The organism is Streptomyces sp. ALI-76-A (assembly GCF_030287445.1).
Classification (GTDB): domain Bacteria; phylum Actinomycetota; class Actinomycetes; order Streptomycetales; family Streptomycetaceae; genus Streptomyces.
Map to the genome: position 1 here is coordinate 1,788,899 of NZ_JASVWB010000002.1, position 25,349 is coordinate 1,814,247.

Annotated in this window: 29 protein-coding genes; 13 read left to right on the forward strand and 16 right to left on the reverse strand. The window is 72.6% G+C overall.

What is annotated here, in order from left to right:
* Positions 1–87 precede the first annotated feature (87 nt).
* The 3 genes from QQS16_RS08990 to QQS16_RS09000 all read left to right on the forward strand — a co-directional run bounded on the left by QQS16_RS08990 (position 88) and on the right by QQS16_RS09000 (position 1,883).
* Positions 88–558 (forward strand): winged helix-turn-helix transcriptional regulator, encoded by a 471-nt coding sequence (locus QQS16_RS08990; RefSeq protein WP_286061100.1) that lies wholly within the window; start codon positions 88–90, stop codon positions 556–558.
* Positions 559–700: 142 nt separating this feature from the next.
* The gene (locus QQS16_RS08995; protein WP_286061101.1) at positions 701–1,576 is read left to right on the forward strand and encodes an undecaprenyl-diphosphate phosphatase; all 876 of its coding nucleotides are present in this window, start codon (positions 701–703) and stop codon (positions 1,574–1,576) included.
* Positions 1,577–1,703: 127 nt separating this feature from the next.
* Positions 1,704–1,883, forward strand: a complete 180-nt coding sequence (locus QQS16_RS09000) for a hypothetical protein (protein WP_286061102.1) — start codon at positions 1,704–1,706, stop codon at positions 1,881–1,883.
* 78 nt (positions 1,884–1,961) lie between these two features.
* Here the strand turns inward: QQS16_RS09000 and QQS16_RS09005 are convergent, their stop codons facing one another.
* Positions 1,962–3,077, reverse strand: a complete 1,116-nt coding sequence (locus QQS16_RS09005; protein ID WP_286061103.1) for an AI-2E family transporter — start codon at positions 3,075–3,077, stop codon at positions 1,962–1,964.
* A gap of 116 nt (positions 3,078–3,193) precedes the next feature.
* On the opposite strand from QQS16_RS09005, the gene QQS16_RS09010 reads away from it, so the two are divergent.
* The gene (locus QQS16_RS09010) at positions 3,194–3,682 is read left to right on the forward strand and encodes a nuclear transport factor 2 family protein (RefSeq protein WP_286061104.1); all 489 of its coding nucleotides are present in this window, start codon (positions 3,194–3,196) and stop codon (positions 3,680–3,682) included.
* Between the two features lie 70 nt (positions 3,683–3,752).
* Positions 3,753–5,327: an apolipoprotein N-acyltransferase gene (gene lnt / locus QQS16_RS09015; protein WP_286061105.1), complete on the forward strand. Its 1,575-nt coding sequence runs from the start codon at positions 3,753–3,755 to the stop codon at positions 5,325–5,327.
* Here the strand turns inward: lnt and QQS16_RS09020 are convergent.
* Complete coding sequence (locus tag QQS16_RS09020; RefSeq protein ID WP_286061106.1) at positions 5,251–6,156, reverse strand: Gfo/Idh/MocA family protein; 906 nt, start codon at positions 6,154–6,156, stop codon at positions 5,251–5,253. The genes lnt and QQS16_RS09020 overlap by 77 nt on opposite strands.
* Positions 6,157–6,390: 234 nt before the next feature.
* On the opposite strand from QQS16_RS09020, the gene QQS16_RS09025 reads away from it, so the two are divergent.
* Both QQS16_RS09025 and QQS16_RS09030 read left to right on the forward strand, forming a co-directional pair.
* Positions 6,391–6,903: a DinB family protein gene (locus QQS16_RS09025; RefSeq protein ID WP_286061107.1), complete on the forward strand. Its 513-nt coding sequence runs from the start codon at positions 6,391–6,393 to the stop codon at positions 6,901–6,903.
* 109 nt (positions 6,904–7,012) lie between these two features.
* On the forward strand, positions 7,013–7,489 hold the full coding sequence (locus QQS16_RS09030) for a hypothetical protein (protein ID WP_286061108.1): 477 nt from the start codon (positions 7,013–7,015) through the stop codon (positions 7,487–7,489).
* A gap of 66 nt (positions 7,490–7,555) precedes the next feature.
* Here QQS16_RS09030 and QQS16_RS09035 read toward each other — a convergent pair whose 3' ends face one another.
* The 5 genes from QQS16_RS09035 to fabG all read right to left on the reverse strand — a co-directional run bounded on the left by QQS16_RS09035 (position 7,556) and on the right by fabG (position 12,386).
* The gene (locus QQS16_RS09035) at positions 7,556–8,092 is read right to left on the reverse strand and encodes a hypothetical protein (protein WP_286061109.1); all 537 of its coding nucleotides are present in this window, start codon (positions 8,090–8,092) and stop codon (positions 7,556–7,558) included.
* Positions 8,093–8,276: 184 nt separating this feature from the next.
* Complete coding sequence (ung, locus tag QQS16_RS09040) at positions 8,277–8,960, reverse strand: uracil-DNA glycosylase (protein WP_286061110.1); 684 nt, start codon at positions 8,958–8,960, stop codon at positions 8,277–8,279.
* Positions 8,961–9,066: 106 nt separating this feature from the next.
* Positions 9,067–10,599 (reverse strand): ABC transporter substrate-binding protein, encoded by a 1,533-nt coding sequence (locus tag QQS16_RS09045; protein ID WP_286061111.1) that lies wholly within the window; start codon positions 10,597–10,599, stop codon positions 9,067–9,069.
* A 245-nt stretch (positions 10,600–10,844) separates the two neighbouring features.
* The gene (locus tag QQS16_RS09050) at positions 10,845–11,612 is read right to left on the reverse strand and encodes an SDR family oxidoreductase (protein WP_286061112.1); all 768 of its coding nucleotides are present in this window, start codon (positions 11,610–11,612) and stop codon (positions 10,845–10,847) included.
* A gap of 12 nt (positions 11,613–11,624) precedes the next feature.
* Complete coding sequence (gene fabG / locus QQS16_RS09055; protein ID WP_286061113.1) at positions 11,625–12,386, reverse strand: 3-oxoacyl-ACP reductase FabG; 762 nt, start codon at positions 12,384–12,386, stop codon at positions 11,625–11,627.
* A gap of 286 nt (positions 12,387–12,672) precedes the next feature.
* On the opposite strand from fabG, the gene QQS16_RS09060 reads away from it, so the two are divergent.
* The gene (locus QQS16_RS09060) at positions 12,673–13,125 is read left to right on the forward strand and encodes an excalibur calcium-binding protein (RefSeq protein WP_286061114.1); all 453 of its coding nucleotides are present in this window, start codon (positions 12,673–12,675) and stop codon (positions 13,123–13,125) included.
* Between the two features lie 255 nt (positions 13,126–13,380).
* Here QQS16_RS09060 and QQS16_RS09065 read toward each other — a convergent pair whose 3' ends face one another.
* Positions 13,381–13,764, reverse strand: coding sequence for a DUF3037 domain-containing protein (locus QQS16_RS09065; RefSeq protein WP_286061115.1), 384 nt, complete (start codon positions 13,762–13,764; stop codon positions 13,381–13,383).
* Complete coding sequence (locus QQS16_RS09070; protein WP_286061116.1) at positions 13,761–14,516, reverse strand: HipA family kinase; 756 nt, start codon at positions 14,514–14,516, stop codon at positions 13,761–13,763. The genes QQS16_RS09065 and QQS16_RS09070 overlap by 4 nt, the downstream gene beginning before the upstream one ends.
* 92 nt (positions 14,517–14,608) lie before the next feature.
* On the opposite strand from QQS16_RS09070, the gene QQS16_RS09075 reads away from it, so the two are divergent.
* A complete protein-coding gene (locus QQS16_RS09075; RefSeq protein WP_286061117.1) occupies positions 14,609–15,058 on the forward strand; it encodes a Rieske (2Fe-2S) protein in 450 nt (149 codons plus the stop codon).
* Here QQS16_RS09075 and QQS16_RS09080 read toward each other — a convergent pair.
* Positions 15,045–15,695: an isochorismatase family protein gene (locus QQS16_RS09080; RefSeq protein WP_286061118.1), complete on the reverse strand. Its 651-nt coding sequence runs from the start codon at positions 15,693–15,695 to the stop codon at positions 15,045–15,047. The two genes, QQS16_RS09075 and QQS16_RS09080, sit on opposite strands and share 14 nt — an antisense overlap.
* A gap of 136 nt (positions 15,696–15,831) precedes the next feature.
* Between QQS16_RS09080 and QQS16_RS09085 the strand changes: the two genes are divergently transcribed.
* Entirely contained in the window at positions 15,832–16,299 is a 468-nt protein-coding gene (locus QQS16_RS09085) for a pyridoxamine 5'-phosphate oxidase family protein (protein WP_286061119.1), read from the forward strand.
* On the opposite strand, the gene QQS16_RS09090 is transcribed toward QQS16_RS09085, so the two are convergent.
* Positions 16,300–17,202: a LysR family transcriptional regulator gene (locus QQS16_RS09090; RefSeq protein WP_286061120.1), complete on the reverse strand. Its 903-nt coding sequence runs from the start codon at positions 17,200–17,202 to the stop codon at positions 16,300–16,302. It lies immediately after the preceding gene.
* Positions 17,203–17,275: 73 nt separating this feature from the next.
* On the opposite strand from QQS16_RS09090, the gene QQS16_RS09095 reads away from it, so the two are divergent.
* Positions 17,276–18,223 carry a DMT family transporter gene (locus QQS16_RS09095; RefSeq protein ID WP_286061121.1) on the forward strand — a complete coding sequence of 316 codons (948 nt, stop codon included), beginning with the start codon at positions 17,276–17,278 and terminating at the stop codon, positions 18,221–18,223.
* Between the two features lie 186 nt (positions 18,224–18,409).
* Here QQS16_RS09095 and QQS16_RS09100 read toward each other — a convergent pair whose 3' ends face one another.
* Positions 18,410–19,747 carry an aminotransferase class I/II-fold pyridoxal phosphate-dependent enzyme gene (locus tag QQS16_RS09100; protein ID WP_286061122.1) on the reverse strand — a complete coding sequence of 446 codons (1,338 nt, stop codon included), beginning with the start codon at positions 19,745–19,747 and terminating at the stop codon, positions 18,410–18,412.
* A gap of 35 nt (positions 19,748–19,782) precedes the next feature.
* On the opposite strand from QQS16_RS09100, the gene QQS16_RS09105 reads away from it, so the two are divergent.
* Entirely contained in the window at positions 19,783–20,463 is a 681-nt protein-coding gene (locus QQS16_RS09105; protein WP_286061123.1) for a pyridoxamine 5'-phosphate oxidase family protein, read from the forward strand.
* Positions 20,464–20,566: 103 nt separating this feature from the next.
* Here the strand turns inward: QQS16_RS09105 and QQS16_RS09110 are convergent, their stop codons facing one another.
* From QQS16_RS09110 to QQS16_RS09120, 3 genes are all read right to left on the reverse strand, one after another.
* Positions 20,567–21,511: a DMT family transporter gene (locus QQS16_RS09110; protein WP_286061124.1), complete on the reverse strand. Its 945-nt coding sequence runs from the start codon at positions 21,509–21,511 to the stop codon at positions 20,567–20,569.
* A gap of 203 nt (positions 21,512–21,714) precedes the next feature.
* Positions 21,715–22,716, reverse strand: coding sequence for an EamA family transporter (locus QQS16_RS09115; RefSeq protein ID WP_286066261.1), 1,002 nt, complete (start codon positions 22,714–22,716; stop codon positions 21,715–21,717).
* 193 nt (positions 22,717–22,909) lie between these two features.
* Entirely contained in the window at positions 22,910–23,449 is a 540-nt protein-coding gene (locus tag QQS16_RS09120; protein WP_286061125.1) for a Clp protease N-terminal domain-containing protein, read from the reverse strand.
* Between the two features lie 496 nt (positions 23,450–23,945).
* Between QQS16_RS09120 and QQS16_RS09125 the strand changes: the two genes are divergently transcribed.
* Positions 23,946–24,374: a type II toxin-antitoxin system Rv0910 family toxin gene (locus QQS16_RS09125; protein ID WP_286061126.1), complete on the forward strand. Its 429-nt coding sequence runs from the start codon at positions 23,946–23,948 to the stop codon at positions 24,372–24,374.
* A 74-nt stretch (positions 24,375–24,448) separates the two neighbouring features.
* Here the strand turns inward: QQS16_RS09125 and QQS16_RS09130 are convergent, their stop codons facing one another.
* Positions 24,449–25,084 (reverse strand): PadR family transcriptional regulator, encoded by a 636-nt coding sequence (locus tag QQS16_RS09130; protein ID WP_286066262.1) that lies wholly within the window; start codon positions 25,082–25,084, stop codon positions 24,449–24,451.
* Between the last annotated feature and the right edge of the window lie 265 nt (positions 25,085–25,349).

A 25,349-nucleotide genomic window follows, 5' to 3' on the forward strand; every position in this document is an offset into this window, starting at 1 on the left:
GGAAATCTGAACTCACCATAGTCCGGTAGGTTGGAAAAACAAACCCTTAGGGTTGGACCACCAGACCCTCCCCCTAGACTGAGTGCCATGGCCGCCCAGAAAGATCCGCGCCCCTGCTCGATCGCCGACGCCCTGGCGGTCGTCGGCGAGAAGTACTCCCTGCTCGTCCTGCGCGAGGCGTGCCTCGGCAACGGCCGCTTCGACCAGCTGGTGCGCAACATCGGCGCCCCGCGCGACGTCCTCGCCACCCGGCTGCGCCGCCTCGTGGACGCCGGGATCCTGACGAAGCGGGCCTACAGCGAGCGGCCGCCGCGCTTCGAGTACCGGCCGACCCGGGCCGGACTGGAACTGGAGCCGGTCCTGATGACCCTGATGGCGTGGGGCGACCGCCACCTGCGCCAGGACGCCGAGCGCCCGATGGTGGTCGAGCACGTCTGCGGCAGCGAACTGGTGCCGGAGGTGACCTGCCGGGCCTGCGGAGACACGGTCCGCCACGGGGACCTGACGGCCCGTCCGCAGGCGCCGGGCTGGACGGTGGCGGGACCGACGGCCGCGTAGCTCCCCCGTCACTTCCAAACCCCTGTGCCAGGGCTGTCACTTCAGGGCGCTACGCTGCCCTCGACACATCTGATCACCGCGCCCGGCGGCTCGGTGTGCCCGTCGCTCCTCACCACGATCAGCGCTTGGACTCCGTAACTTCATGTCTTGGTTTGAATCCCTCATCCTCGGACTCGTCCAGGGGCTGACCGAGTTCCTCCCCGTCTCCTCCAGCGCGCACCTGCGCCTGACCGCGGCCTTCTCCGGCTGGGAGGACCCGGGGGCGGCCTTCACGGCGATCACCCAGATCGGCACCGAGGCCGCCGTCCTCATCTACTTCCGCAAGGACATCGGGCGGATCATCTCGGCCTGGACCCGTTCGCTCGGGAACAAGGCGATGCGCAGCGATCACGACGCGAAGATGGGCTGGCTGGTGATCGTCGGCTCGATCCCGATCGGCGTGCTCGGCGTGACGCTCAAGGACCAGATCGAGGGCCCGTTCCGGGATCTGCGGATCACCGCGACGATGCTGATCGTGGTCGGCGTGATCATCGGCATCGCCGACCGACTGGCGGCGCGGGACGAGAGCGGCGGCCGGCACCGCGCGCCCAAGCAGCGCAAGACACTGGAGAACCTGAGCGTCAAGGACGGCCTGATCTACGGCCTCTGCCAGGCCTGCGCCCTCATCCCGGGCGTCTCCCGGTCCGGTGCCACCATCAGCGGCGGCCTCTTCATGGGCTACCAGCGCGAGGCCGCGGCCCGCTACTCCTTCCTCCTCGCCATCCCGGCGGTGCTCGCCTCCGGCCTGTTCGAGCTCAAGGACGCGATGGAGAACGACCACGTCTCCTGGGGTCCCACGATCTTCGCGACGGTGATCGCCTTCCTGGTCGGATACGCCGTCATCGCCTGGTTCATGAAGTTCATCTCGACCAAGAGCTTCATGCCGTTCGTCTGGTACCGCATCGCTCTCGGCATCGTCATCATCGCCCTGGTCGCCACGGGCGCCCTGAGTCCGCACGCGGCCGAGTCCGCGGGCTGACGGCAACAACTCCCCCCGGCCGCCCGCGGTTTCACAGAGCGGTGCCCGCGAGACCTGTGACCGATTCCGCACGGGTCGAGTAGCCGTCCGGTAGCGGACTGTCAGTGCTTGCGCCTAGGCTTGCGGCATGTTCCCCGATCCCGTGGCCCCCGGTTCCGTACGGTCGGCCGCCGAGCTGAACGAGCGGATCCGCGCGCTGTGGATGCGCGCGGGCGGCACGCTGTCGGCCCAGGAACGCGCGGAGTACGAGCTGTTGGTCGTCGAGTGGGCGGCCGCGATCCGCGGCGAGGTCATCGAGGCCGCCTGAGGCCGCCCCGTACCGAGCCCGCCCCGGCGCAGCTACGCGTTCTCGGCTCAGCCTCCGTCGCCCGCGCGAGCGGGCCCGCTACGACGGGACGGCGGCACCGGCCGGCGACTCGTCGCTCCCCGGCTCCTGCGGCGGCTCGCTGAGCTGCTCCCGCACGTAGTTCCAGATCACCGCGATCAGCGCGGCGACCGGTACGGCGAGCAGGCTGCCCACGATGCCGGCCAGGCTGCCGCCCAACGTCACCGCCAGCAGGACCGTCGCGGCGTGCAGGCCGAGCCCCCGGCTCTGGATCATGGGCTGGAACACGTTCCCCTCCAGTTGCTGCACCACGATGATGATGGCCAGCACGATCAGCGCGTCCGTCAGACCGTTCGAGACCAGCGCGATGAGGACCGCGACGAGACCGGCGAACAGGGCTCCCACGATCGGCACGAAGGCGGAGACGAAGGTCAGCACCGCCAGCGGGAGCACCAGCGGCACCCCGACGATCCACAGGCCGAGGCCGATGAGGACGGCGTCGAGCAGGCCGACGGCCGCCTGGGACCGCACGAACGCTCCGAGGGTGTCCCAGCTGCGCGCCGCCACGGTCGGGACGTCGGTGGAGAGCCGGCCGGGCAGCTGACGGGCCAGCCACGGCAGGAAGCGCGGGCCGTCCTTGAGGAAGAAGAACATCAGGAAGAGCGCGAGCACGGCGGTGACCAGTCCGTTGACCACGGTGCTGACGCCCGTGACGACCGTGGTGACCATGGAGCCGAGGCCGTCCTGGGCGCGGGCGGCCGCGGTGTCGAAGGCCTTGGTGATCTGGTCGTCGCCGATGTTCAGCGGCGGCCCGGAGGCCCATTCCCGCAGTTTCTGCACGCCTTCGACCACGCCGTCGGTCAGCTCACCGGACTGGGAGGCCACCGGCACCGCGATCAGCGCCACCACGCCCGCGGCGGCCAGCAGGAAGAGCACGGTCACCACCGACGCGGCCAGGGCGGGGGGCCAGCCGCGCCGCCGCAGGGACCGGGCCAGGGGCCAGGTCAGCGTGGTGAGGAGCAGGCCGACTATGAGCGGCCACACCACCGACCACATCTTGCCCAGCAGCCACAGAGCCACGGCGGCCATCACCAGTACCAGCAGCAACTCGACGGAGATACGCGCCGATGTGCGCAGCGCGGCGCGGGTCTTCGTGGAACTCAACGTGGCAGGCATGGAGGTCACCTTATGGGGCTGCCGTCTCGCCCGGCTCGGCACCCACACCCTTACCGTCCGGCGAAGATTCACCGTGTCCCCTTGGCGGCGTCCCCGCGATGCCCAACACTGAGCCGATGACGCAGCGTGTGGAGCTTGCCGCCGTGATGGACCGGTTGGCCGTCGACGGACTCATCACCGACTACGCGGTCGCCGTGGACGACGGCGACTGGGAGGCGTACCGAGATCTGTTCACCTCCGACGGGCGGGCGGACTACCGCTCGGCCGGCGGTGTCGAGGGGGACGCCGGGGAAGTCTCCGCGTGGCTCGCTCAGAGCCTGGGGGTGTTCGTGATGCGGCAGCACCTGATCGTCAACCGCCGCCTCCGCTTCGGCCTGCTGGAGGGGGACACCGGAGACACGGCCCGGGTCCAGGCCGACTACGTCAATCCCATGCGGCTGGCCGGGGAGGGCGACGACGGCCCGGGCGCCCCCGACTTCGTGTGCGGCGGGCGGTACGACTTCGGACTGCTGCGCACGCACGACGGCTGGCGGCTGCGCGAGGTGGTCGTCCAGGAGAAGTGGCGGCGCCTGCCCGGCCGGGCCCCGGCAGCTGTGATCCACTGAGCCGTCGTCCCCTGTCCCGGGGCCGTCGACGGCACGCACACTGGAGACACCACGGGGTAGGAGGCGCCGTATGAACTCGTTCGGCCACTGGCTCGCCTCCCCGTGGCGGCGCTCGACCGTCGCCGCGGTGGCGGGCGCCCTGCCCGTGCTCGCCTTTCCCGCCCCGTCCCTGTGGTGGTTCGCCTACGTCGCTCTCGTCCCCTGGATCGCGCTCGTCCGCTCCGCGCCGACCGGGAAACGGGCGGCGTACGACGGCTGGTGGGGCGGGTTCGGCTTCATGCTGGCGATGCACCACTGGCTGTTGCCGAGCCTGCATGTGTTCACGTTCGTGATCGCCGCGCTGCTCGGCGCGCTGTGGGCGCCGTGGGGCTGGCTGGTGCGCCGGTTCCTGGCCGGCCTGCCCTCACGGGGCCGGATCGCGGGCGCCCTGCTCGTCCTGCCGTCGGGGTGGCTCGGTGTCGAACTCGTGCGCTCGTGGCAGGGGCTCGGCGGTCCCTGGGGCGTGCTCGGCGCCAGTCAGTGGCAGGCGGAACCGGCGCTGCGGCTGGCCTCGGTGGGCGGGGTGTGGCTGCTCAGCTTCCTGGTGGTGGCCGTCAACGTGGCCGTCGCCGTGCTCGTCCTGGTCCGCGCGGCCCGTCTCCCGGCCGTGGCCGGCCTCGCGGCCACCGCCGCTGTGGCCTCGGCGGCCTGGATGTGGTCACCGCGTCCCGACGCCGACGGCCGGGTCCGGATCGCGGTCGTCCAGCCGGGCATCGTGGCCGGCGCCGACAGCGCCGACCGCCGCTTCGCGCTGGAGGAGCGGCTGACCCGGCAGCTGGCCGGGCAGGACGTCGACCTGGTCGTGTGGGGCGAGAGCAGCGTCGGCTTCGACCTGGCCGGCCGGCCCGACATGGCCCGGCGCATCGCGGCGCTGTCCCGTGAGACCGGCGCCGACATCCTGGTCAACGTGGACGCCCGGCGCTCCGACAAGCCCGGCATCTACAAGAGTTCGGTCCTCGTCGGCGCGGGCGGCCCCACCGGCGACCGCTACGACAAGATGCGGCTCGTCCCCTTCGGCGAGTACATCCCGGCCCGGTCACTGCTCGGCTGGGCCACCTCGGTCGGCAAGGCGGCGGGCGAGGACCGCAGGCAGGGCTCCGAGCAGGTGGTCATGGACGTCGGGCGCGGGCTGCGGATCGGCCCGATGGTGTGCTTCGAGACCGCCTTCCCCGACATGACCCGCCATCTCACCGAGGACGGTGCCGACGTCCTGATCGGCCAGTCGTCGACGTCGACGTTCCAGCACAGCTGGGCCCCGGAGCAGCACGCCTCCCTCGCCGCCCTGCGGGCCGCCGAGACGGGCCGCCCGATGGTGCACGCGACGCTGACCGGTGTGTCCACCGCCTACGACGCGAGCGGCCGGCGGGTCGGCCCGTGGCTCGGTACGGACAGCAGCACCGCCGAGGTGTACGACGTACCGCTGGCGAAGGGCACCACCCCGTACGTCCGCTTCGGCGACTGGACGCCGCACGCGGCGCTGCTGGTGCTCGCCGCGTGGGCCGTCGCCGAGGGCGTGCGCACGCGGCGGTTCAGGCGGCCCGCTCCGCCACCGCCTGGACCACCCGCTCGCACAGTTCATGCGTCGCCAGCGCGTCCCGGGCGCTGAGCACCCGGCCCGCGCGCACGGCGTCGAGGAATGCGAGCACCGCCTGCTCGATGCCGCGCTGCCGGGCCACCGGCACCCAGTCGCCGCGCCGCCGGATCGTCGGCTGGCCCTTGTGGTCGATCACCTCGGCGAGGTTGACCACCTGCCGTTTGGTGTCCTGCCCGGACACCTCCAGGATCTCCTCGGCCGAGCCGCTGAGCCGGTTCATCACCCCGAGCGCGGTGAAGCCGTCCCCGGCGAGCTGGAGCACCACGTGGTGCAGCAGCCCGTCCTGGACACGGGCGCGCACGGTGACGTCGTCGACCGGGCCGGGTACCAGGAAGCGCAGCGTGTCCACGACGTGGATGAAGTCGTCGAGGATCATCGTGCGCGGCTCCTCCGGGAGCCCGATCCGGTTCTTCTGCATCAGGATCAGCTCGCGCGGATGGTCGGCGCACTGGGCGTACCCGGGCGCGTAACGGCGGTTGAATCCGACGGCCAGTGCCACGCCCCGCTGCTCCGCGAGCGCCACCAGCCGCCGGGAGTGGGCGAGTTCGTAGGCCAGCGGCTTGTCGACGTAGGTCGGTACGCCCGCCTCCAGCAGCCGCGTCACGATCTCGGGGTGGACGGCGGTCGGCGCGTGCACGAAGGCCGCGTCGAGGTCCTGGGCGAGGAGGGAGTCGAGGTCGGTGTGGCGCTGCGCCTCGGGGAGGTGGAGGCCGTCGGCGACCCGGGTGAGCGTCGCGGGCGTGCGGGTCTGCACATGCAGGTCGACTCCGGGCTGCCCGCCCAGCACCGGCAGGTAGGCCTTCCGCGCGATGTCACCCAGTCCGATGCAGCCGACCTTCACGGGGACTCCTTCACTGCTTGCCTGCGCGTGCGTCCACGGCAGCATACGGCGGACGCGGCGGACACCGGCCGGCGGTGCCGTCGCTGTCGCGCCGGCGGAGCCGCGGCCCGGTCGCGCGGCGGAACGGTGCTCAGGGCGCCCGGACGACGAGGTGCGGGCAGGGCCCGCGGCGCCTGCTCACCGGGTGCGCGGAAACCCGTGGTGGGAACGGGCGGGTTGGGCGAGGATGCGGACATGACGACGCAGCGCAGTGAACCCGCCCAGAACGCCGACGAACGGACCATGCTGGAGGGATGGCTGGACTACCACCGGCAGACCCTGGCGTGGAAGTGCGAGGGCCTGACCGACGCCCAGTTGCGGACCGCCCCCGTGGCGCCGTCCGAGCTGTCCCTCATGGGGCTGGTGCGGCACATGGCGGACGTGGAGCGGGGCTGGTTCCGCAAGGTGCTGGTCGGCGACGACCCGGGCCCGATCTACTACAGCGACGAGGATCCGGACGGCGAGTTCCATCTCACCGAGGCGGACACCTGGGAGGAGGCGTACGCCACCTGGCAGGCCGAGATGGAGGTCGCCCGGCGCAACGCGGCCGGCTTCGCCCTGGACGACCTCTCCAAGGGCAAGGGCCGCTCCACCGGTGAGCCCTTCAACCTGCGCTGGATCTACACCCACATGATCGAGGAGTACGCCCGCCACAACGGCCACGCCGACCTGGTCCGCGAGTGTCTCGACGGCGCGACGGGCGACTGACGTCGGCCCGGCGGTCCGCCCCCGCCGTACGGGGCCGGAGATCACCCGTGTGGGGCATCCTCCGCTCGTCCGCTGTCCACCGGCCGCCCGAGCCAGCAGAGTTGCGCGCGTGCATCGAACGACGACCACCGCGACGCTCCTGGCCACCGTGGCCGTCTCGGCCCTCTCCGGCTGTGTGACGGTCCAGCATCCGCCCGCCTCCGGCCCTGCGGCCACGCCGTCGGTGCCCCGGCCCGACGCCCGGGCTCAGCCGCAGGTCGTGCAGGCGCCGGCCCGTGAGGCCCTGGAGATGACCGGCCCGTCCCGCCGGCCGGAACCCGCCGCGCCCCCGCCGCCCGCCGCCGCCTCGGCACCGGCCCGGACGCGGCAGGAGCCGCCGCCCCGTACGCACCCGCCCCGCCCGGCGCGCCCCGAGCCCCGGCGCCCCGACGCCGGACAGCCCCGGCAGCCGCGCGTCGAGATCCCCGACGTGCCCGAGGCGGCCCCCCGCGAACAGCAGGACGTCTGCGCCCTCGGCAGGAAGTACGGCGGCTGGCGGGAGGACAGTCCGCAGACCGTGATCTGCGACCGGACGTACGGGCGTTGAGGGCCAGGACCCGGCGGGGAACGCGCCGGGTCCGTCGGCCCGGCCCGGAGCGGACACGTGGATCCGTCAGGGCCGCTGCCGCGGCGGCCCCCACGCTCCCCCTCCGGAGGAGTCGTCCTCGCCGAGCCGCAGCTCCAGGCGGCTGATCGCCGCCCGCACCCCGTCGCCGTACCGGTCCTCCCCCAGCGCGTCGGACGCCCGGCGTGCCCGGCGCAGATGGGTGCGGGCGGCCTCGGCGCGGCCGAGCTTCACATAGTCCGCCGCCAGGTTCAGGTGCAGCGCGGGGTACAGCGCCCGCACCGCGAGCGTCTGCTCCGGCCCGGCCGCCCCATGGCCGGCGGACCGGTCGTCCGTCAGCTCCTGCGCCGCCGTCAACGCCCGCAAATCCCAGGCGAGTTCGTCGGACGGGTCGTCGTGGGTGTCGGCCAGGTAGTGCGCCAGGGTGCACCGGTGCAGTGGATCGCCGTCCTGGCCGATCTCCGCCCACAGGTCCAGCAGGCGGTGCCGGGCCTCCTCGCGGTCACCGGCGTGATGCAGGATGACCACCTGCCCGATCCGGGTCAGCACGGCATCCGCGGCCTCCTGCCCCTGTCGCTTCGCCACTGCGCCCTCCGCCCGCTCGTCGGCTGTCCCTGCCGACGCTAACCGCACCCACCGGCGATCCCGGTCAGGCGGCACCGGGCCGGTGCGCGAGGAACGGCCCGGCGGCCGACCGGGTGAGCGGCCTCGCGGTGTCCGGGCGGCCGGGGATGCCCGCAGCCGGCCCGGCGGTGCCGGCGCGCGGCGGTCAGCCCAGGTCCGGAACGCGCCAGTCGATCGGCGCGTGGCCCTGCCGGGCGATCGCCTCGTTGATCTGGGTGAACGGGCGGGAGCCGAAGAACTTCTTCGCCGACAGCGGGGAGGGATGCGCGCCCTTGACCACCGCGTGCCGGGTCTCGTCGATCAGCGGGAGCTTCTTCTGGGCGTAGTTGCCCCAGAGCACGAAGACCGCCGGGTCGGGCCGGTCGGCCACCGCGCGGATCACCGCGTCGGTGAACTTCTCCCAGCCCTTGCCCTTGTGCGAGTTGGCCTCGCCGCCGCGGACCGTGAGCACCGCGTTGAGCAGCAGCACGCCCTGCTGGGCCCACGGCATCAGATAGCCGTTGTCCGGAACGGGCAGGCCCAGCTCCGCCTGCATCTCCTTGTAGATGTTGCGCAGCGAGGGCGGGGTCTTCACCCCCGGGCGCACCGAGAAGCACAGGCCGTGTCCCTGACCCTCGCCGTGGTAGGGGTCCTGGCCGAGGACCAGGACCTTCACCCGGTCGTACGGCGTGGCGTCCAGCGCGGCGAAGACCTCCTCGCGCGGCGGGTACACAGGACCCCTCGCCCGCTCCTCCTCGACGAACTCCGTCAGCTCCTTGAAGTAGGGCTGCTGCAGTTCGTCGCCCAGAACCCCGCGCCAGGACTCGGGCAGCATGGCGATGTCGGTCACGTCAATTTCCTTACGGTGTGCGGTCACTACGACGTGCGGTCACGTCCAGGCCACAGAACCTACCGGCGAGCACTGACAATCACCGCCGAGAGCGCCGAACCCGCCCCTACCAGCTGGTCTTCCGGTACAACTGCCACATCGTCATGATCGTCGAGGGGTCCAGCGCACGTTCGGCGCCCGAGATATCCGCGTTGACCGCGATGTACTGCCGCCCCTGCCACAGCGGCAGCAGCCGCGCGTCGTCGACGAGGATCTGCTGGGCCTCCTCGAAGTCCTCCTCCACGTCGGCCCGGTCGCTCTCGCCGCGCGACTTGGGCAGCAGCACACCGGTGATCCGGGGCGCCGGGTAGGGCGTACCGAGCGCGTTCTCGTCGCCCACGAACGGGGCGATGAAGTTGTCGGCGTCCGGGAAGTCGGGGAACCAGCCCCGCCCGAACACCGGGTACTCGCCCTTCTGATAGCCCTCGACGTACGTCTTCCAGGGGCGGCTCTTCAGGGTGATCGTGAACAGCCCGGAGTCCTCCAGCTGCTTCTTCAGCTCCTGGAACTGCAGGGCGGTCTCGGAGCCGTAGCGGTCGGTGGTGTACCAGAAGGTGAGCGGGACGCGCTCGGTGATGCCCGCGTCGGAGAGGAGCCGGCGGGCCTTGGAGGTGCTGGGGTTGCCGTAGTCGTCGAAGAAGCCCGTGGTGTGACCGGTGAGGCCCGCCGGGACCATCGAGTACAGCGGGTCCACGGTGTCCTTGTAGACCTTGTGCACGATCGCCGCCCGGTCGACCACCTGGGCGACGGCCTGGCGCACGGCGAGCTTGTTCGCCCACGGGTCCTTCGGGTTGAACACCAGGTAGCTGATGTCGGTGCCGTAGCCCTCGACGAGCTGGAGGCTCTTGTCCTCCTTGCTCTCCAGGGAGACGATGTCGTCGGCCGCGAGGCCGCGGTAGGTGACGTCGATCCGCTGCTCCCGCAGCGCCTCGACCATGGTGCTCGAGTCCTGGAAGTAGCGGATCGTCACCGCGTCGTTTCTTCGCTTCGCGAAGCCCTCGTAGTTCGTGTTGCCGACGAGTTCGGCCTTCTCGCCCTCCTCGTAGGACCGCAGCACGTACGGCCCGGACCCGGACACCTTGCCGTCCTTGCGGAGGGAGTCGTCCGGGTATTCGTCGGGGTCGACGATGGACATGGCCGGGGTGGCGAGCACGAAGGGGAACGTGGCGTCGGGCTGGTTGAGGTGGAAGACCACTTCGTCGTCGCCCAGCGCCTGGACCCGCTCCAGGCTGCCCAGCAGGCCGGCGGGGCCGCTGGGTGCCTTGATGGCCTTGATCCGGTCGATGGAGTACTTCACCGCGTGCGCGTCCAGCGTGTGCCCGTCGGAGAACTTCACACCCTGGCGCAGCGTGCAGCGGTACGTGCGGTTGGAGGCGTCGGTGAACGCGCACTTCTCGGCGGCGTCGGGCTGGGGCGTGGTGGAGCCGTCCGGGTAGGCCAGCAGCGTCTGGTAGACGTTGCGGAACAGCTCCCAGGAGCCGTCCCAGGCCGCGGCCGGGTCCAGCGTGCTCGGCGCGCTGGTGGTGCCCACCACGATCGGCCCGCGGTCGTCGGAGGAGTCGGACGACAGGACGCCGCAGCCGGCGACCAGGGACGTCATGGACGCGATGGCCGCCACATTCCGCAGGCATCGGTTCCGGTTGAACACGCGCACGCTCCTCGATCTGCCGTACCAAGAGTCGGCAGACCATACCGCAGCGTCCCGCCCGCGGAACCTCCTCGTGAAACCCGTTCTTGATCGATATGTCATGACGACGTTGTCATCGCCCTGCGGGCCTCCGGTACGCCGACACGGGCGCCGCTTTCGTCAACGGGCGCCCGTGTCGAGGTGCTGGAGGGACCGGGTCAGCCCACGCCCGCGTTCAGGAAGATGCCGCCGTCCACGACGAGTGTCTGACCGGTGATCCAGTCGGACTGTTCCGACGTGAGGAAGGCGGCGGCGCCGCCGATGTCGGAGGGCACGCCGAGACGGCCCAGCGGGTAGGCCGCGGCGGCCTCCGCCTCCCGGCCCTCGTACAGGGCCTGCGCGAACTTGGTCTTCACGACGGCCGGGGCGATGGCGTTGACCCGCACCACCGGCGCGTACTCGTGCGCCAGCTGGAGAGTCAGGTTGATCATCGCGGCCTTGCTGATGCCGTAGGCACCGATGAAGGGCGAGGCGGAGACGCCCGCGACGGAGGCGATGTTGACGATCGCGCCGCCGTTGTCCTTCTGCCAGGCGTGCCAGGTCCGCTGCGCGAAGCCGAGGGCCGAGACCACGTTGGTCTCGAACACCTTGCGCGCCACGTTCAGGTCGAGGTCGGCGATCGGCCCGAACACCGGATTGGTACCGGCGTTGTTGACCAGGTAGTCGACGCGGCCGAAGGCCTCCATCGTGCGCTCGACGGCGACGGCCTGGTGGGCCTCGTCGTGGGCCTTGCCCGCGACGCCGATGACCCGGTCGGCGCCGAGCTGCTCGACGGCCTCCTTGAGGGCGTCCTCGTTGCGGCCGGTGATGCAGACACGGTCGCCGCGCGCGATCAGCGCCTCGGCGACGCCGTAGCCGATGCCTCGGCTGGCGCCCGTGACGAGCGCGACCTTGCCGGAGAGTGCGGGGAGTTCCACCGAAGTCATGTTCCTGATCCCCTAGTCGAGCGGTCCGCCGGCCACGTACAGCACCTGGCCGGAGACGAAGCCGGCGGCCTCGCCGGTGAAGAAGGCGATGGCGTTGGCGATGTCGTCCGGCTCGCCGACCCGCTGTACCGGGATCTGCGTGGCGGCGGCGGCCTTGAACTCGTCGAAGCCCATGCCCACGCGCGCGGCGGTCGCGGCGGTCATGTCGGTGGCGATGAAGCCGGGGGCCACGGCGTTGGCGGTGATCCCGAACTTGCCGAGCTCGATGGCGAGGGTCTTGGTGAAGCCCTGGAGGCCCGCCTTGGCGGCCGAGTAGTTGGCCTGGCCGCGGTTGCCGAGCGCGGAGGACGAGGAGAGGTTGACGACCCGGCCGAAACCGGCGTCCACCATGTGCTTCTGGACGGCCTTGGTCATCAGGAACGAGCCGCGCAGGTGCACGTTCAGGACGGTGTCCCAGTCGGAGACGCTCATCTTGAACAGCAGGTTGTCGCGGAGCACGCCCGCGTTGTTGACGAGGATCGTCGGGGCGCCGAGCTCCGCGACGACCCGCGCGACGGCCGCCTCGACCTGGGCCTCGTCGGAGACGTCCGCGCCGACGGCGATCGCCTTGCCGCCCGCCGCGGTGATCTTCTCGACGGTGTCCTTGCAGGCGGCCTCGTCGAGATCGATCACCGCGACCGCGCGGCCCTCGGCGGCCAGTCGTACGGCGGTGGCGGCTCCGATGCCGCGCGCTCCGCCGGTGACCACGGCGACCCGTTGCTCAGTGGTGGACATTGCTGGTTCTCCTCGCCCTCGAGAAGGACGCCCATCTGGTGAGCGACCGCTTAGTACCTTCAGCAGACGTGACGCTAGAAGCCCTGGCACCCGGTGTCAACGGCCCATCGGGCGGGTGTGATCCATTACCTGCCCGCCGACCCCCAGGACGGGCCGCTCCCGTCCGCCGTCGTCCCGCGCGGGGACCCGCCGGAGCCACCCGATCGGCCCCGCGCCGCGCGCCCCCGCGCGGCGTCGCCCCTAGCGTCGGAGCGCGGGCCACTCGTGGCCGGAAAGGAGGCGCTCCATGCGCCGTCGTACCGGTGCCGTCGGCACGCTGATCGCGATCACCGCGCTCGTGCCGCTGGCCTACACCGCTCACGCACAGGATCTGGACTGCAGCGACTTCACCTACCGGGAGGAGGCGCAGGCCGTGTTCGACTCGGACCCGAGTGATCCGAACCGACTCGACGAGGACCGGGGGACCGACGACGGCATCGCCTGCGAGGTGCTGCCCCGGCGCGGAGCCCCCGTCACCTCCTCGACCACCGCCCCGCGCCGCTCCACGACGCCCACACCCGCCGTGACTCCCCCGTCGGCCGCGACTCCCACGGCCGACGCCCCGACGCGGGGCGTGCGCGGCGGAGTGGGCGGCGCGTCGACCTCCGGCTGGAGCGGCTGGGACGTGGGAATGGGCATCGCCTTCGTCGCCGGCGGCCTGCTCGGGGCCGGCTATGTGGTGAAGCGACGGAGGGTGTGACGGGCGGGGGCTGTGGCGTGGCCGCACCTCTGGCGGCGGGGCGAAGCCTCAACCAGCAGGCACCCGCGGCCGGGTGACAGGGCGCCAGCATGCCGGTGGCCCCAACGGCCCCCAGCGCCCGCCCCCGTGATCCGGCGTCAACCACCGCACCGAGCCGGGGCGTTGTCGTCGGCTCCCGCCCTGACCGGAGCACGCAGGCCATGCGGCCCCCCGGGCCACGTCACGGCCCCGCCTCACCCGGCATCACACGCCAGGTCACCGCACCAGCAGGTCGAGCAACCGGTCCGCCTCCGCGGCCGGGTCGGTGGTCAGTCCGGTGTGCACGGGGCCCGGCTGGACGATCGTCGAGCGTGGGGCGATGAGCCAGCGGAAGCGCCGCCCGGGGTCGTCGGCCGCGGCCTGTCCGGCTGCCGCCCCGCCCGCGCAGACGCCCTCGACGGCGCGCAGGGCGGACCGTACGCCGGCCACGTCCACGTCCGGGTCGAGGGCCAGCAGCCTGGCCTCGTCGAGGTGGGTGCGCACACCGACGTACGCCTCGGCGCGGCAGTACACCAGCACCCCGGCGTTGACGCACTCGCCGCGCTCGACCCGGGGCACGACCCGCAGCAGCGCGTACTCGTAGACGTTCCGCTCGCTCACTGGTCCCCCTGAAGACGCTCGTGGATGACGGCCGCGCGGGCCAGCAGGGGCCGCGCGTAGGCCCGCCGGAGGTCGTCCGGGCTGTCGAAGCCGGGCTCGTCGGCCAGCCAGACGTCCGGGACGTAGGCGGTGACCTCGGCGAGGAGGTCCTCCGTGACCAGGGGCGCCAGTTCCGCGGCCGCCTTGGCGACGTCCGGGCCGAAGGGTCTGAGGGCGTGGTCCGAGATGTCGTAGGGCCGGGCGGCGGAGGTCTCGGCGCCGGGCCAGTTGTGCTGCCAGATCATGGTCGCGCCGTGGTCGATGAGCCACACCTCGCCCTGCCGGCGCAGCAGGTTGGGGTTGCGCCAGGAGCGGTCGACGTTGTTCACCAGGGCGTCGAACCAGACGATCCGTCCGGCCTCCTCGGGGCTCACCGCGAAGGCGAGGGGGTCGAAGCCGAGCGCTCCGGAGAGGAACTCCATGCCGAGGTTGCGTCCCGCGCTGGAGCGGAGGAGTTCCTGCACCTCCTGGTCGGGCTCGGCCAGTGCCAGCACCGGGTCCAGGTCGAGGGTCACCAGCGGGGGCACCCGGAAGCCGAGCCGCCGTGCGAGTTCCCCGCACACGACCTCGGCGACCAGCGTCTTGCGGCCCTGTCCGGCGCCGGTGAACTTCATGACGTACGTGCCGAGGTCGTCGGCCTCGACCAGACCGGGCAGCGACCCGCCCTCACGCAGGGGCGTGACATAGCGGGTCACGATGGCTTCCTTGAGCATCGGCCCAGGTTACCGGGGGGTGGATGAACAACCGGCGCTCCGGCCCCGTACCTCTGGGCAGTTCAGAGGCACCTGTGGAAGGGACCGTCAGCATGGCCAGCGAATCGCACCATCCCGTTCCGGCACCGAGCCGTCGCGCCGTCGTGGCGGGTCTGGGCGCGGCGGGGCTCGCCGTCGCGCTGACCGCGTGCGGGTCGGACGACGACGCGTCCGGCTCGTCCGCCGACCCGGGGGCAGGACAGAGCGCCGGTGCCGGCACCGCGCTCGCGAAGACCTCCGACATACCGGAGGGCGGCGGCAAGGTCTTCAGCGACGAGAAGGTGGTGGTCTCCCAGCCGACGGCGGGCGACTACAAGGCGTTCTCGACCATCTGCACCCACAGGGACTGCCCGATGACGGACCTGAAGGAGGACGTGCTGTCCTGCTCCTGCCACGGCAGCCAGTTCTCCATCACCGACGGCAGCGTGAAGAAGGGCCCCGCGACCGAGCCGCTGGCCGCGAAACAGATCAGCGTGGCCGGGGAGTCGATCACGCTCGCGTGACCTGGGAGCGACCCTCCAGGCAGGCCAGTACCTCGTCCGTGGTCGCGACCGTGGCGACCAACGCGAGGGTGTGGCGGATCATCGCCGGGATGTAGTCGGAGGGCACCCCGGCGATGGCGTCCGTCGGCACGACCGCGGTGTAGCCGCGGTTGACGGCGTCGAAGACGGCGTTGGGAATCGCCACGTTGGCCGAGACCCCGGTCACGACCAGCGTGCGGCAGCCCAGGTTGCGCAGCAGCGCGTCGACCTCGGTGCCCTGGATCGGCGACAGCCCGTGCAGCCGCCGTACGACGATGTCCTCCCCGGTGACCTCGACGGGCGCCGCCACCCGGACGGCGGTCGTGCCCGACAGCTGCTGGACGGGCAGCCGTTCGGCGGCGCGGAAGAGGCGGGCGTTGCGGCTGGCGCCGCGGCCGTCCGGGCGGCGTTCGGCGATCGCGTGGATCACCTGGACGCCGCTCGTGTGCGCGGCGGCGACCAGCCGGGCGACGTTGGCGAGGGCGCCCGAGGAGTGCGCCTGCTCGGCGAGCTCGGGCAGGGCGCCGTCGGGTCCGACGACACCGTGCTGGCACTCGACGGTGAGCAGGACGGTGGTCGCGGGGTCGAGGAGTTCGCTGAGCTGTTCGTACGACGGCACGGCTCCCCCTGGTCGCCGACGGGGCGGAGCGGAGAGACTAACCACCATTGCGTGCGGACGGAAGACGACCCATCGTTTTCTGACGTGATGTCAGAGGATCTCCTCTGGCACGACGTGAGAGAAATGAGGGGGCCGGATGACCGTCACACAGCGCCGGGGCCGGAAGATCATGATGACGCCGGGTGAGCTGGACGAGTTCCTCACCAGTCAGCGCACCTGCCGGGTCGCCACCGTGTCCACGGACGGCGCTCCCCATGTGAGCACCCTCTGGTTCGCCTGGGACGGCACGTCGATGTGGCTGTACTCGGTGGTGCGCAGCAAGCGCTGGAGCGATCTGCGGCGCGATCCACGGGTGGCGATCGTGGTCGACACGGGCGAGGAGTACGACGAGCTGCGCGGCGTCGAGCTGTCCGGGGCCGTGGACTTCGTGGGCGAGGCCCCGCGCACCGGGGAGCTGTGCGCGGAACTCGACCTTCCCGAGACGCTGTTCGCCCGCAAGAACTTCCGCCTGGAGGAGATGCCGCACGACGGGCGGCACGCGTGGGTGCGGCTGACGCCCGAGAAGATCGTCTCCTGGGACTTCCGCAAGCTGGGGTCGCAGTAGCTACGCCAGCTTCTCGGCCGCCGCCTCGAACGCCTTCACCGCCGCCCGGATCGACGGGCGGCGGTCGGCGTCCGCGCGCCAGACCACGTACACGTGCCGGCGCACCCGCTGTCTCAGCGGGACGGTGACGACCTCCGGCGGCATCGGGTGCCGGCCCAGCAGGGGCGCGATACACACTCCCAACCCGGCTGCCACCAGCGCGAGTTGGGTGTGCGTCTCGGCGGCGCGGTGGCCGATGATCGGCTCGATGCCCTTGGAGCGCAGCGTGAACATCAGCCACTCGTGGCAGAACTCGCCCTCGCCCCAGGTGATCCACTCGTCCTCGGCGAACTCGGCGAGGTCCACCTCCTCGCGGCCCGCGAAGCGGTGGCCGGCCGGCATCGCCACGTCGGCGGGGTCGTCCAGGATCGGCGCCTTGACCAGGCCGTCAGGCAGCGCCATCGGCTTGTTGTACCAGTCGAGGACCACCGCGAGGTCGAGGTCGCCGCGGATCACCCCGGCGATACCGCTCTCGGGCTCCAGCTCCGAGGAGCGGATCCGCAGCGCCGGGTGCTGGGCGCGCAGCGCGGCGAGCGCGGAGGGGAACAGGCCGCGCGCGGCGGTCGGGAACGCCGCCACTCTCAGCTCGCCGACGACCTGTCCGCGCTGGGCCTCCAGGTCCGACTGGGCGAGTTCGACCTGCGACAGGATGCGCGCCGCGTGCTCGGCGAGCAGCCGGCCGGCGTCCGTGAGCCGCACCCCCCGCCCGTTCTTGGCCAGGAGCCGCTGCCCGACCTCCCGCTCCAGCTTGGACATCTGCTGCGAGACGGCGGACGTCGTGATGTGCAGGCCCCCTGCCGCGCCGCTGACCGAGCCGTGCCGGGCCAGGGCGTCGAGGGTGCGCAGGCGCTCCAGGTTCAACATGTAAGCGATACTACGAGATACCGCTCGAAAATCTCGCTTGTCCTACGAGGTTGTGGACAGCATCGTGGTCCTCATGACCACCGTCACCGCCACCCCGAGGTCGACCGCGACCACCTCCCGTCCTCGCCCCCGCCCCGCCCTGGACTGGCGGCTGCGCTTCGGCGTCCTCTCGCTGATCTGGGGGTTCAGCTTCCTGCTCATCAAGGTCGGCACGGAGGGGTACGCCCCCTTCCAGGTCACGCTCGGCCGCCTGGTGTTCGGTACGGCGGTGCTCGCCGCGGCGATGGCGGTCAGGCGGGAACGCCTCCCGCGCGGCGCACGCACCTGGGCGCATCTGACGGTTGCCGCCCTCCTCCTCAACGCGCTCCCGTTCTCGCTGTTCGCCTACGCGGAACTGACGATCCCGTCCACGCTGGCCGGGATCTGCAACGCGACCTCACCGCTGTGGGGCATGGCCCTGTCCCTGGTCGCCCTGTCCGAGGACCGGCCGACCCGGGTCAGGGTCGCCGGTCTCGGCCTCGGCTTCCTGGGTGTGCTGACGGTCCTCGGCGCCTGGCAGGGCTTCCATGGCCTGGACGCCGCGGGCACGGTGATGGCTCTGCTGGCCTCGCTCAGCTACCCGGTCGGCTGGATCTACGTCCGCCGCACCCTGGCCGGCACCGGCCACTCGAACCTGTCCCTGACCGGCGCCCAGCTGCTGCTGGCCACGCTCCAACTGGCGGTCGTCACCCCCCTGTTCACCAGCGTGCCGAGCCACTTCCCGATGGTCCCCCTGCTGGCCACCGCCGCGCTCGGCATCCTCGGCACGGGACTGGCGGTGCTCCTGCAATACGGCCTGGTCGCCGAGGTCGGTCCCACGACCGCCCAGATGGTCACCTACTTCATCCCGGTCATCGCCACGGCCGCCGGCGTGGCGATCCTCGACGAGCCGCTGACCTGGTCCACCCCGGTCGGCGCGGCGATCGTCCTGGCGGGCGCGGCACTCACGCAGGCGCGGCCGAAGCCGAGGCTCAGCACGTGACCGGTGAGCCGTGCTCCCGAGCGGGGGCCGGGCCGGTCCGACGACGTGAACGATCACGTCCGTCGGCGGGGCCGGCTTCGCCCCGGGCACGGTCACCACGCGGCGGCGCGGCGGCCCGGCGATCGCGTCGGCAGGCGCAGCGGCACACGCGGGCGAGGCCCGAGCCGGAGATCGGCCCCTGATCCCTCAGACGTGACTCCGGGCCAAAGCGGTGGCCGGTGCGACGGCGGAGACGATCGCGTCCGCCAGCGGAGCGGTCTCGTCCCGGGTCAGGGTCGCGACGGTGACCCGGATGCCCGGGGGCGCGCTCATCCGGAAGCGGGCGCCGGGGGCGACCGCCCAGCCGGCGTGCAGCAGCCGGGCGACGGCCCCGGTCTCGTCGGGGACCGGGATCCACACGTTCAGCCCGGAGCGCCCCCGGGCCTCGACCCCGCGTTCCGCGAGCGCGTCGATCAGCAGGTCCCGGCGCTCGCGGTAGGCCGCCGCCACGGCCCGCGAGTCCAGCGCTCCGTCGGCCCACAGCCGCAGCACGGCCCGCTGGACGATCCGGCCGACCCAGCCCGGCCCGAGCCGCTGCCGACCGCGCACCCGGTCGACGGTGACACGGTCCCCGGTGAGCACGGCGAGCCGCAGGTCGGGACCGTACGCCTTGGCGACCGAACGGACGAAGGCCCAGCTGTGGGTGGTGCCGGCCAGGGGATGCAGGGGGAGGTCGACGATGCCGTGGCCGTGGTCGTCCTCGATCAGCAAGGTCCGAGGGTGCTCCCGGAGCACGGAGCGCAGAGCACGCGCGCGTGAGGCGCTCACCGAGGCGCCGGTGGGATTCTGCGCCCGATCGGTGACGACCAGGGCGCGCGCCCCGGCGGCGAGGGCACGGCGTACGTCGTCGGGCAGGGGGCCGTCGTCGTCGACGCCCACCGGTACCGTGCGCAGCCCGAGCGCCGGAACGAGGTCGAGCAGGCTGCCCCAGCCCGGGTCCTCGACGGCGACGGTGTCGCCCGGCTTGAGGTGGGCGGCCAGGACGCGCTCGATGGCGTCGAGCGATCCGGACAGGACGGCGAGCGGCCCGTCCGGCACCCCGTCGGCGTCCATGCCGGCCCGCGCGAGGCGTGCCAACTCCGGTTCGACGGGGTCGTCTCCGTACAGGACCGGCTCCCGGTCGCCCTGCTCACCGGCCGCCGCGAACGCCTTCGCGAGGGACGGCAGCAGCGCCGGGTCCGGGTTGCCGCCGGCCACGTCCCGCACGCCCGGGGGGACGTCCACCCGGATGTGCTCGCGTCCGGTGGTGGCCGGCCTGGACCGCACCCGGCTGCCCCGGCGCCCGGCGGTCTCGATGACCCCGCGCTCCCGCAGCACGCGGTACGCGGCCGCCACGGTGTTGGGGTTCACGCCCAGCTCGGCCGCCAGCTCCCGCATGGCCGGCAGCAGTTGCCCCGGCTCCAGCTGTCCGGCTCCCACCGCGCGCTCGACGCTCGCGGAAATCTCCGCCGCACCCCGGCCTTCGATCCGATACTCTTCTAGCACAAAATCTATTATGCACTAGTGCAATGGAGAGCGCCATGCAGGGGACCCAGCAGCCGACGACGCCCGCCGCCTACACCCCCACCGACCGCACCGTGCCCACCCGCTCCCCCGACCGGGCCTCGTACGACAAGGACCTGGTGCACGCGATACTCGACGAGGGATTCGTCTGCCACCTCGGCTTCGTCCGCGACGGTGTGCCGGTCGTCCTGCCCACGCTGTACGGCCGGGTCGGCGAGCGGCTCTACGTGCACGGCTCGACGGGCTCGCGTCCGCTGCGGATGACGGGCCAGGCCGACCCGGGACTGCCGGTGTGCCTGACCGTCACGCACGTCGACGCGCTGATTCTGGCCCGCTCGGCGTTCCACCACTCGATCAACTACCGCTCGGTGGTCGTGCACGGCGTCGCCCACGAGGTGAGTGACCCGGAGGAGAGGCGGGCCGCCCTGGACGCGCTGGTCGACCACGTGGTCCCCGGCCGCGCCGCCGACTCCCGGCCCGCGAACAAGAAGGAACTGGCCGCCACCGCCGTCATCCGCCTCGACCTGAACGAGGTGTCCGCCAAGCTCCGCACCGGCGGCGTCAACGACGAGCCCGAGGACCTCGCCCTCCCGCACTGGGCCGGCGTGGTCCCGCTGCGCAAGGGCTACGACACCCCCGTCGCCGACGCCGGCCTGGCCCCGGGCACCGAACTGCCGGACTACCTGGCGGCCCTGTAGGACAAGGGGCCCTCCCACAGGCGTACGTACGCCGCAAGGAGCGCGCTTCGCCCGGAAAGGGTCCTTCCGGCTCGCGCTCCCGCGCCGGAAGGACCCCGGCCCCTCACCCGCGCACCGGCTCCCCGGCCGCCGCCTCCCGCGCCTCCGCCCTCGCGAGTCCGGCGACCGACCCGAGCATCAGGAGGGTCCCGGCGAGCGTCGTCCAGGTGAGACGTTCGCCCAGCAGCGCGACGGCCAGCACCGCCGCGCTCACCGGCTCCAGCAGCATGATCACCGACACGGTGGCCGGGCGGACCACGACCGCGGCCGCGAAGTAGAGCGCGTAGGCGAGGGCCGTGGGGACGCCGGCGATGTAGACCAGCAGCCACACCAGGCGGACGGGTTCGTCGGTGTGCGGGACCAGCCCCTCGGCGAGGGCGAACGGCAGCAGACACAGGCTGGTGACCGCGAACGCGGCCACGGACGTGCCCGCGGCGTCCGATCCGCCGTCCCGGCCCCACCGGCGGGTGAGCAGGGTCATCGCACAACCCCCGCCCGCCGACACCAGCCCGAGCAGCACGCCCCACGGACGTACGGACGCGTCCTGGCCGCCGAGGGCCAGCACACCCAGTCCGGCGAGCGCCCCGGCGACGGCGACCGTCCCGCCCCGCCCGAGCCGCTCCCCCAGGGTCAGCCGCGCGCCGAGCGCGATCAGGACGGGACCGGCGCCCAGGGTCACGACGGTGGCCACGGCGAGCCCGGTGGCGGCGACAGCGGCGAAGTAGGCCGTCTGGAAGACGGCCAGTCCGACACCCGTGGCACCGGCTCGCAGCGCTCTGCGCCCGAGCGGTGCCGGCACGGCGTTCCGGGCGCGTGGACGCAGGCGGCGGGCCGCGACCAGCAGCAGGAGCCCGGCCGCGCAGCGCCAGAACGACAGGGCGACGGGTCCGAGGTCGCTGGCCCGGTAGACCAGGGAGCCGGCCGCGCCGGCGGTACCCCAGGCGACACCGGCGACGGTCAGATAGACGAGGCCTCGCCCGACGGGCAGGCCGGAAGCAGCATGTGACACGCGTTCTCTCCGCAGACGCGCACGGGCGCGACAGAGGCGCCCGGCGCGGAAGTTCGGGAAGGACGCCCGCTCGGCGGGGTCCACGGACTTCATCCGCGGGCAGCACCGTCACGCCCGGCAGCGCGCCGGGCGTGGTCTCCGGAGGGCCCGCCTAGGCGGCGGGCGGCGGAAGAACGAGCGTGTGACGATGCATGATCGGCAGCCTAGGCAGCGGTTCCGCGTGCCGACAACTCCTTTTCGCCGCCGCCCGCCGCGGGCTCCGCGGCGCCGCGGGCGGGTGCCGACGACTGCGCGATGAACGCGCCGACCAGGACGACCGCGCCGCCGGCGATCTGCGGGGCCGAGAGGTGCTCGCCGAGCAGGACCCAGGCGAGGACGGTCGCCACGACCGCTTCCAGGCAGGCCACGACACCGGCGACCTGCGGGGACAGCCGGCGCACCGACAGCACGCCGGTGACGTACGCGAGGACCGTGGTGACGAGCACGATCCAGCCCAGCAGCAGACCGGCCGCGACGGGAGTGCCGTCCATGTCCGCCGTACGGGCGAGCACGGACCAGTCCATGCTCCAGGGGCGGGCCACGACGGTCAGGACGGCCGTGCCGACGAGGAGGCCGTACGCGATGACGCCGAGCGGGTCGGGTGCCTGGTCCCCGGCGTCACTGCCCTGGTCGGACAGCACGAAGTAGCCGACCTGGCAGCAGGCGGCGCCGAGCGCGAGCAGCAGGCCGAGCGCGTCGAAGCGCAGGCCGGACCAGACCTCGACGACACAGGCCAGGCCGCCCACCGCGAGAACCACACCGAGCGCGGCGGCCCGGGTCACCGGCCGCCGCTGCACGAACCGCACCCAGCCGAGCACGAGCGCGGGCGCGAGGTACTCGACGAGCAGGGCGACCCCGACGGGGATCCGGGAGATCGCGGCGAAGTAGCACGCCTGGACACCGGCGACGGCGAGCAGACCGAATCCGGCGAGCAGTGCGGGACGGCTGCGCAGCAGCGCGCGATGGCGGACGGCGACCGGCGCCATCAGCAGGGCGGCGCCCGCCACCCGCAGCCACACCACGTGCAGCGGGTCGAGTCCCGCCTCGATCAGCGGCTTGGCCGCGACTCCCGACCCGCCGAAGGCGAGCGCGGACGCCAGCGCGAGACCGAGGCCGACGCCCCTCCCCCGGTGATCCTGACTGCTCTCAGACGTATGCACCGGCACATGATGACAGGCCATGACATGAGCGTCATCCCCGTTGACACCTGTCTCACCGAGTGGACCCGGGCCGCGCCGGGCAGCGTCCGCGCCTGAACCCGCCGGACCTCGACGGAACCGCCCGGCAGGACCGCTCGGCCGAACCGGTCCGCCGCGCCACTCGGCCGAACCGCCCGGAAGGTCCGCTCGGGCAGCTGTCTCAGGCGGTCCGCCGTAAGCGGCTGTCCACCCGGACGAGCACCTCGTGCCGGTCGATTCCCGCACGGTGCAGCACCTCGACGGCCCGGGCCTGCGGGTCGACGACGACCGCGGCCAGCAGGTCGACGCCGAGAGCCGGGCCGCCGCGGCGGGCGGCCCGCTCGCGGGCGTACGCCATGGCGTCGGCGGCCAGCGGCGAGTAGCCCTCCGCGCGGGTCACGACGGGGGTGGCACCGGAGTCCTCGACGCTTCCCTGCCAGCGCAGCCCGTAGCCGATGCTGCGCTGGACGAGGTACCCTATGAGGCGCGCCAGCTGCGGCTCGCCGCCGAAGACCTCCCGCACGTCGGGGTCCGACTCCAGGAGTGAGTGGAGCAGATGGGCGGTGTCGACCTGACGGTCCCCGTCCCTGACGGCCCTCCGCCGGGCACCGGAGACCACCGCTGCCAGTTCGGCGCTGAGGCGGGCATCGTGGTCATCGGTGCGGGCCGGGCGCCGGCCGTCGGGCTCGTGGGCCGACTGCCGGGGGATACGAGGGTGCACATCCCCTACCCCATCAGCCCCTCCTCCCGGCGTCATCCGCGAGAGGAACCATTGTCGCGTCCCACGGGAAGGGGACCCGGGACGCCGGAATCTCCTCCTTAGGGAGGAGATCACGTCGTATGAGCCCAAGGGGCGCGCGCCGCCTGGACCCGCGCCCCGTGCACGACCACGGCGCCCCGCCGCTCGGTCCCCCTGGGGCATGGAGAGCAGGTGCCGGCCGGTGGGCCTGCCGGCCGCCGACGACCGTACGTGTACCGGGTGTACGCCCCGGAGAACGCGCTGCCCGCCGACCTGTTCGGGGAGGCGTGACGCCGACCTGTTCGGGGAGGCGTGACGCCGACCTGTTCTGGAGGGCGTGGCACTGTGGTCAGCACCGGCACCACCGTCCGCCGTGACGACACCCACCTCGCCGCCATGACGGTTCATCAGTATTGAATGTTCCGGGGCGTGCGGCTACGGTCCGCGACACCGTAGCCCGACACGAAGAGGTGGTCGCATGGCCGAAGTCAGTGCGGACGCACGCCTCCCGGCACCCGCGGAGAAGGTCTGGGACCGACTCACCGACTGGCCCGCCCACGGCGAGTGGAACGCGACCCACACCAGCTTCCCCCACGGCGGCCCGCAGACCCTCGCCGTCGGCGGGACCTTCCAGGAGAACATGAAGCTCATGGGGTTCCCCGCCGAGGTGGAGTGGACCATCGAGGAGCTGGAACCCGCCCGGGTGTTCGCCATCCGCGGCAGGGGCCCCATGTCGGTGATCGTCACCACGCGCTACACCCTGACCCCCGAGGGCGAGGCGACGAACCTGCGCATCGACGGCGAGTTCACCGGCGCCGCGGTCTCCTTGATGGCGGGCAGGCTGAAGGACTCGGCGACGGCCGCGCTGAACGAGTCGCCGCGCAGGCTGGCGGGGCTGCTGGGCTGACGGAGGCGGGACCACGCACGCGGAGGCGCCCCGCGGATCACTCCACGGGGCGCCTGCTCAGCACTGCCGGACCGTCAGTCCTCATCGGCGAGGATCAGGTACAGCTTCTTGCGGGCGTCGTTGATGACGGTGAGCGCCTTGTCGCGCTGCTCCTTGCTGCCCGTCTTCCAGACCTGCCCGAAGGCCTCCATCAGACCGAAGCCGGCCTGGCGGATCTCACCGAGAGCCTCCCAGTCGACGCCGCGCGAGGCTTCCTCCCAGGGCGCGTCGGGCCCGTCGGCGGCCGCGGTGCGACCGGCGTCGGTGAGCGAGAACAGCTTCTTGCCGCCCTCGGTCTCGCTCGTGATCAGCCCCTCGTCCTCCAGCAGCTGGAGGGTGGGGTACACCGAGCCGGGGCTGGGCTTCCACGCCCCGCCGCTGCGCTCGGCGATCTGCTGGATCATCTCGTAACCGTGCATCGGCCGGTCCTTCAGCAGGGCGAGGATCGACGCGCGCACGTCGCCGCGCCGCGCCCTCCCCCGCGGTCCGCCCCGGCCCCTGGGACCCCAGGGGCCCGGTCCGAAGCCCGGTCCACCGAAGCCGGGACCACCGGGGCCACCCGGCCCGAAGGGCCCGAAGGCCGCCCGGCGCCCGTCGAAGCCGTCCCGGCCACGACGGCCCGGACCATCCTGTCGACGTCCGTGTCCACGCTCGTATCCGTGGGTACGCATCGCCATCACTTCCATTCCATCGTCGATCTGTCGCGATGCCTCAACGATATATCGGAAACTGTCGGACGACAATCCCTTCCCTGTGCCGGACCCGGCCGAGACGGGCGCCTCGGCCGGGTGCGGCACGAGTCGCTCAGGCGTGGGTGCCGTCGTAGGCGAGGTCGCCGCCACGCGGAGGATCACGTCTCAGCGCCTGCCCCGACGCGCGGATGCCGCCCCCGCCCCCGTCGAAGCCGTCGGCGGGGGCGGGGGCGGGGGCGGGCCG

Excerpts from the sequence above, each read along its gene's own strand:
- QQS16_RS08990 (WP_286061100.1), top strand. The coding sequence starts at position 88 with ATGGCCGCCCAGAAAGATCCGCGCCCCTGCTCGATCGCCGACGCCCTG.
- QQS16_RS08995 (WP_286061101.1), top strand. The coding sequence starts at position 701 with ATGTCTTGGTTTGAATCCCTCATCCTCGGACTCGTCCAGGGGCTGACC.
- QQS16_RS09000 (WP_286061102.1), top strand. The coding sequence starts at position 1,704 with ATGTTCCCCGATCCCGTGGCCCCCGGTTCCGTACGGTCGGCCGCCGAG.
- QQS16_RS09005 (WP_286061103.1), bottom strand. The coding sequence starts at position 3,077 with ATGCCTGCCACGTTGAGTTCCACGAAGACCCGCGCCGCGCTGCGCACA.
- QQS16_RS09010 (WP_286061104.1), top strand. The coding sequence starts at position 3,194 with ATGACGCAGCGTGTGGAGCTTGCCGCCGTGATGGACCGGTTGGCCGTC.
- lnt (WP_286061105.1), top strand. The coding sequence starts at position 3,753 with ATGAACTCGTTCGGCCACTGGCTCGCCTCCCCGTGGCGGCGCTCGACC.
- QQS16_RS09025 (WP_286061107.1), top strand. The coding sequence starts at position 6,391 with ATGACGACGCAGCGCAGTGAACCCGCCCAGAACGCCGACGAACGGACC.
- QQS16_RS09045 (WP_286061111.1), bottom strand. The coding sequence starts at position 10,599 with ATGACGTCCCTGGTCGCCGGCTGCGGCGTCCTGTCGTCCGACTCCTCC.
- QQS16_RS09050 (WP_286061112.1), bottom strand. The coding sequence starts at position 11,612 with ATGACTTCGGTGGAACTCCCCGCACTCTCCGGCAAGGTCGCGCTCGTC.
- fabG (WP_286061113.1), bottom strand. The coding sequence starts at position 12,386 with ATGTCCACCACTGAGCAACGGGTCGCCGTGGTCACCGGCGGAGCGCGC.
- QQS16_RS09060 (WP_286061114.1), top strand. The coding sequence starts at position 12,673 with ATGCGCCGTCGTACCGGTGCCGTCGGCACGCTGATCGCGATCACCGCG.
- QQS16_RS09070 (WP_286061116.1), bottom strand. The coding sequence starts at position 14,516 with ATGCTCAAGGAAGCCATCGTGACCCGCTATGTCACGCCCCTGCGTGAG.
- QQS16_RS09075 (WP_286061117.1), top strand. The coding sequence starts at position 14,609 with ATGGCCAGCGAATCGCACCATCCCGTTCCGGCACCGAGCCGTCGCGCC.
- QQS16_RS09085 (WP_286061119.1), top strand. The coding sequence starts at position 15,832 with ATGACCGTCACACAGCGCCGGGGCCGGAAGATCATGATGACGCCGGGT.
- QQS16_RS09090 (WP_286061120.1), bottom strand. The coding sequence starts at position 17,202 with ATGTTGAACCTGGAGCGCCTGCGCACCCTCGACGCCCTGGCCCGGCAC.
- QQS16_RS09095 (WP_286061121.1), top strand. The coding sequence starts at position 17,276 with ATGACCACCGTCACCGCCACCCCGAGGTCGACCGCGACCACCTCCCGT.
- QQS16_RS09105 (WP_286061123.1), top strand. The coding sequence starts at position 19,783 with ATGCAGGGGACCCAGCAGCCGACGACGCCCGCCGCCTACACCCCCACC.
- QQS16_RS09125 (WP_286061126.1), top strand. The coding sequence starts at position 23,946 with ATGGCCGAAGTCAGTGCGGACGCACGCCTCCCGGCACCCGCGGAGAAG.
- QQS16_RS09130 (WP_286066262.1), bottom strand. The coding sequence starts at position 25,084 with ATGCGTACCCACGGATACGAGCGTGGACACGGACGTCGACAGGATGGT.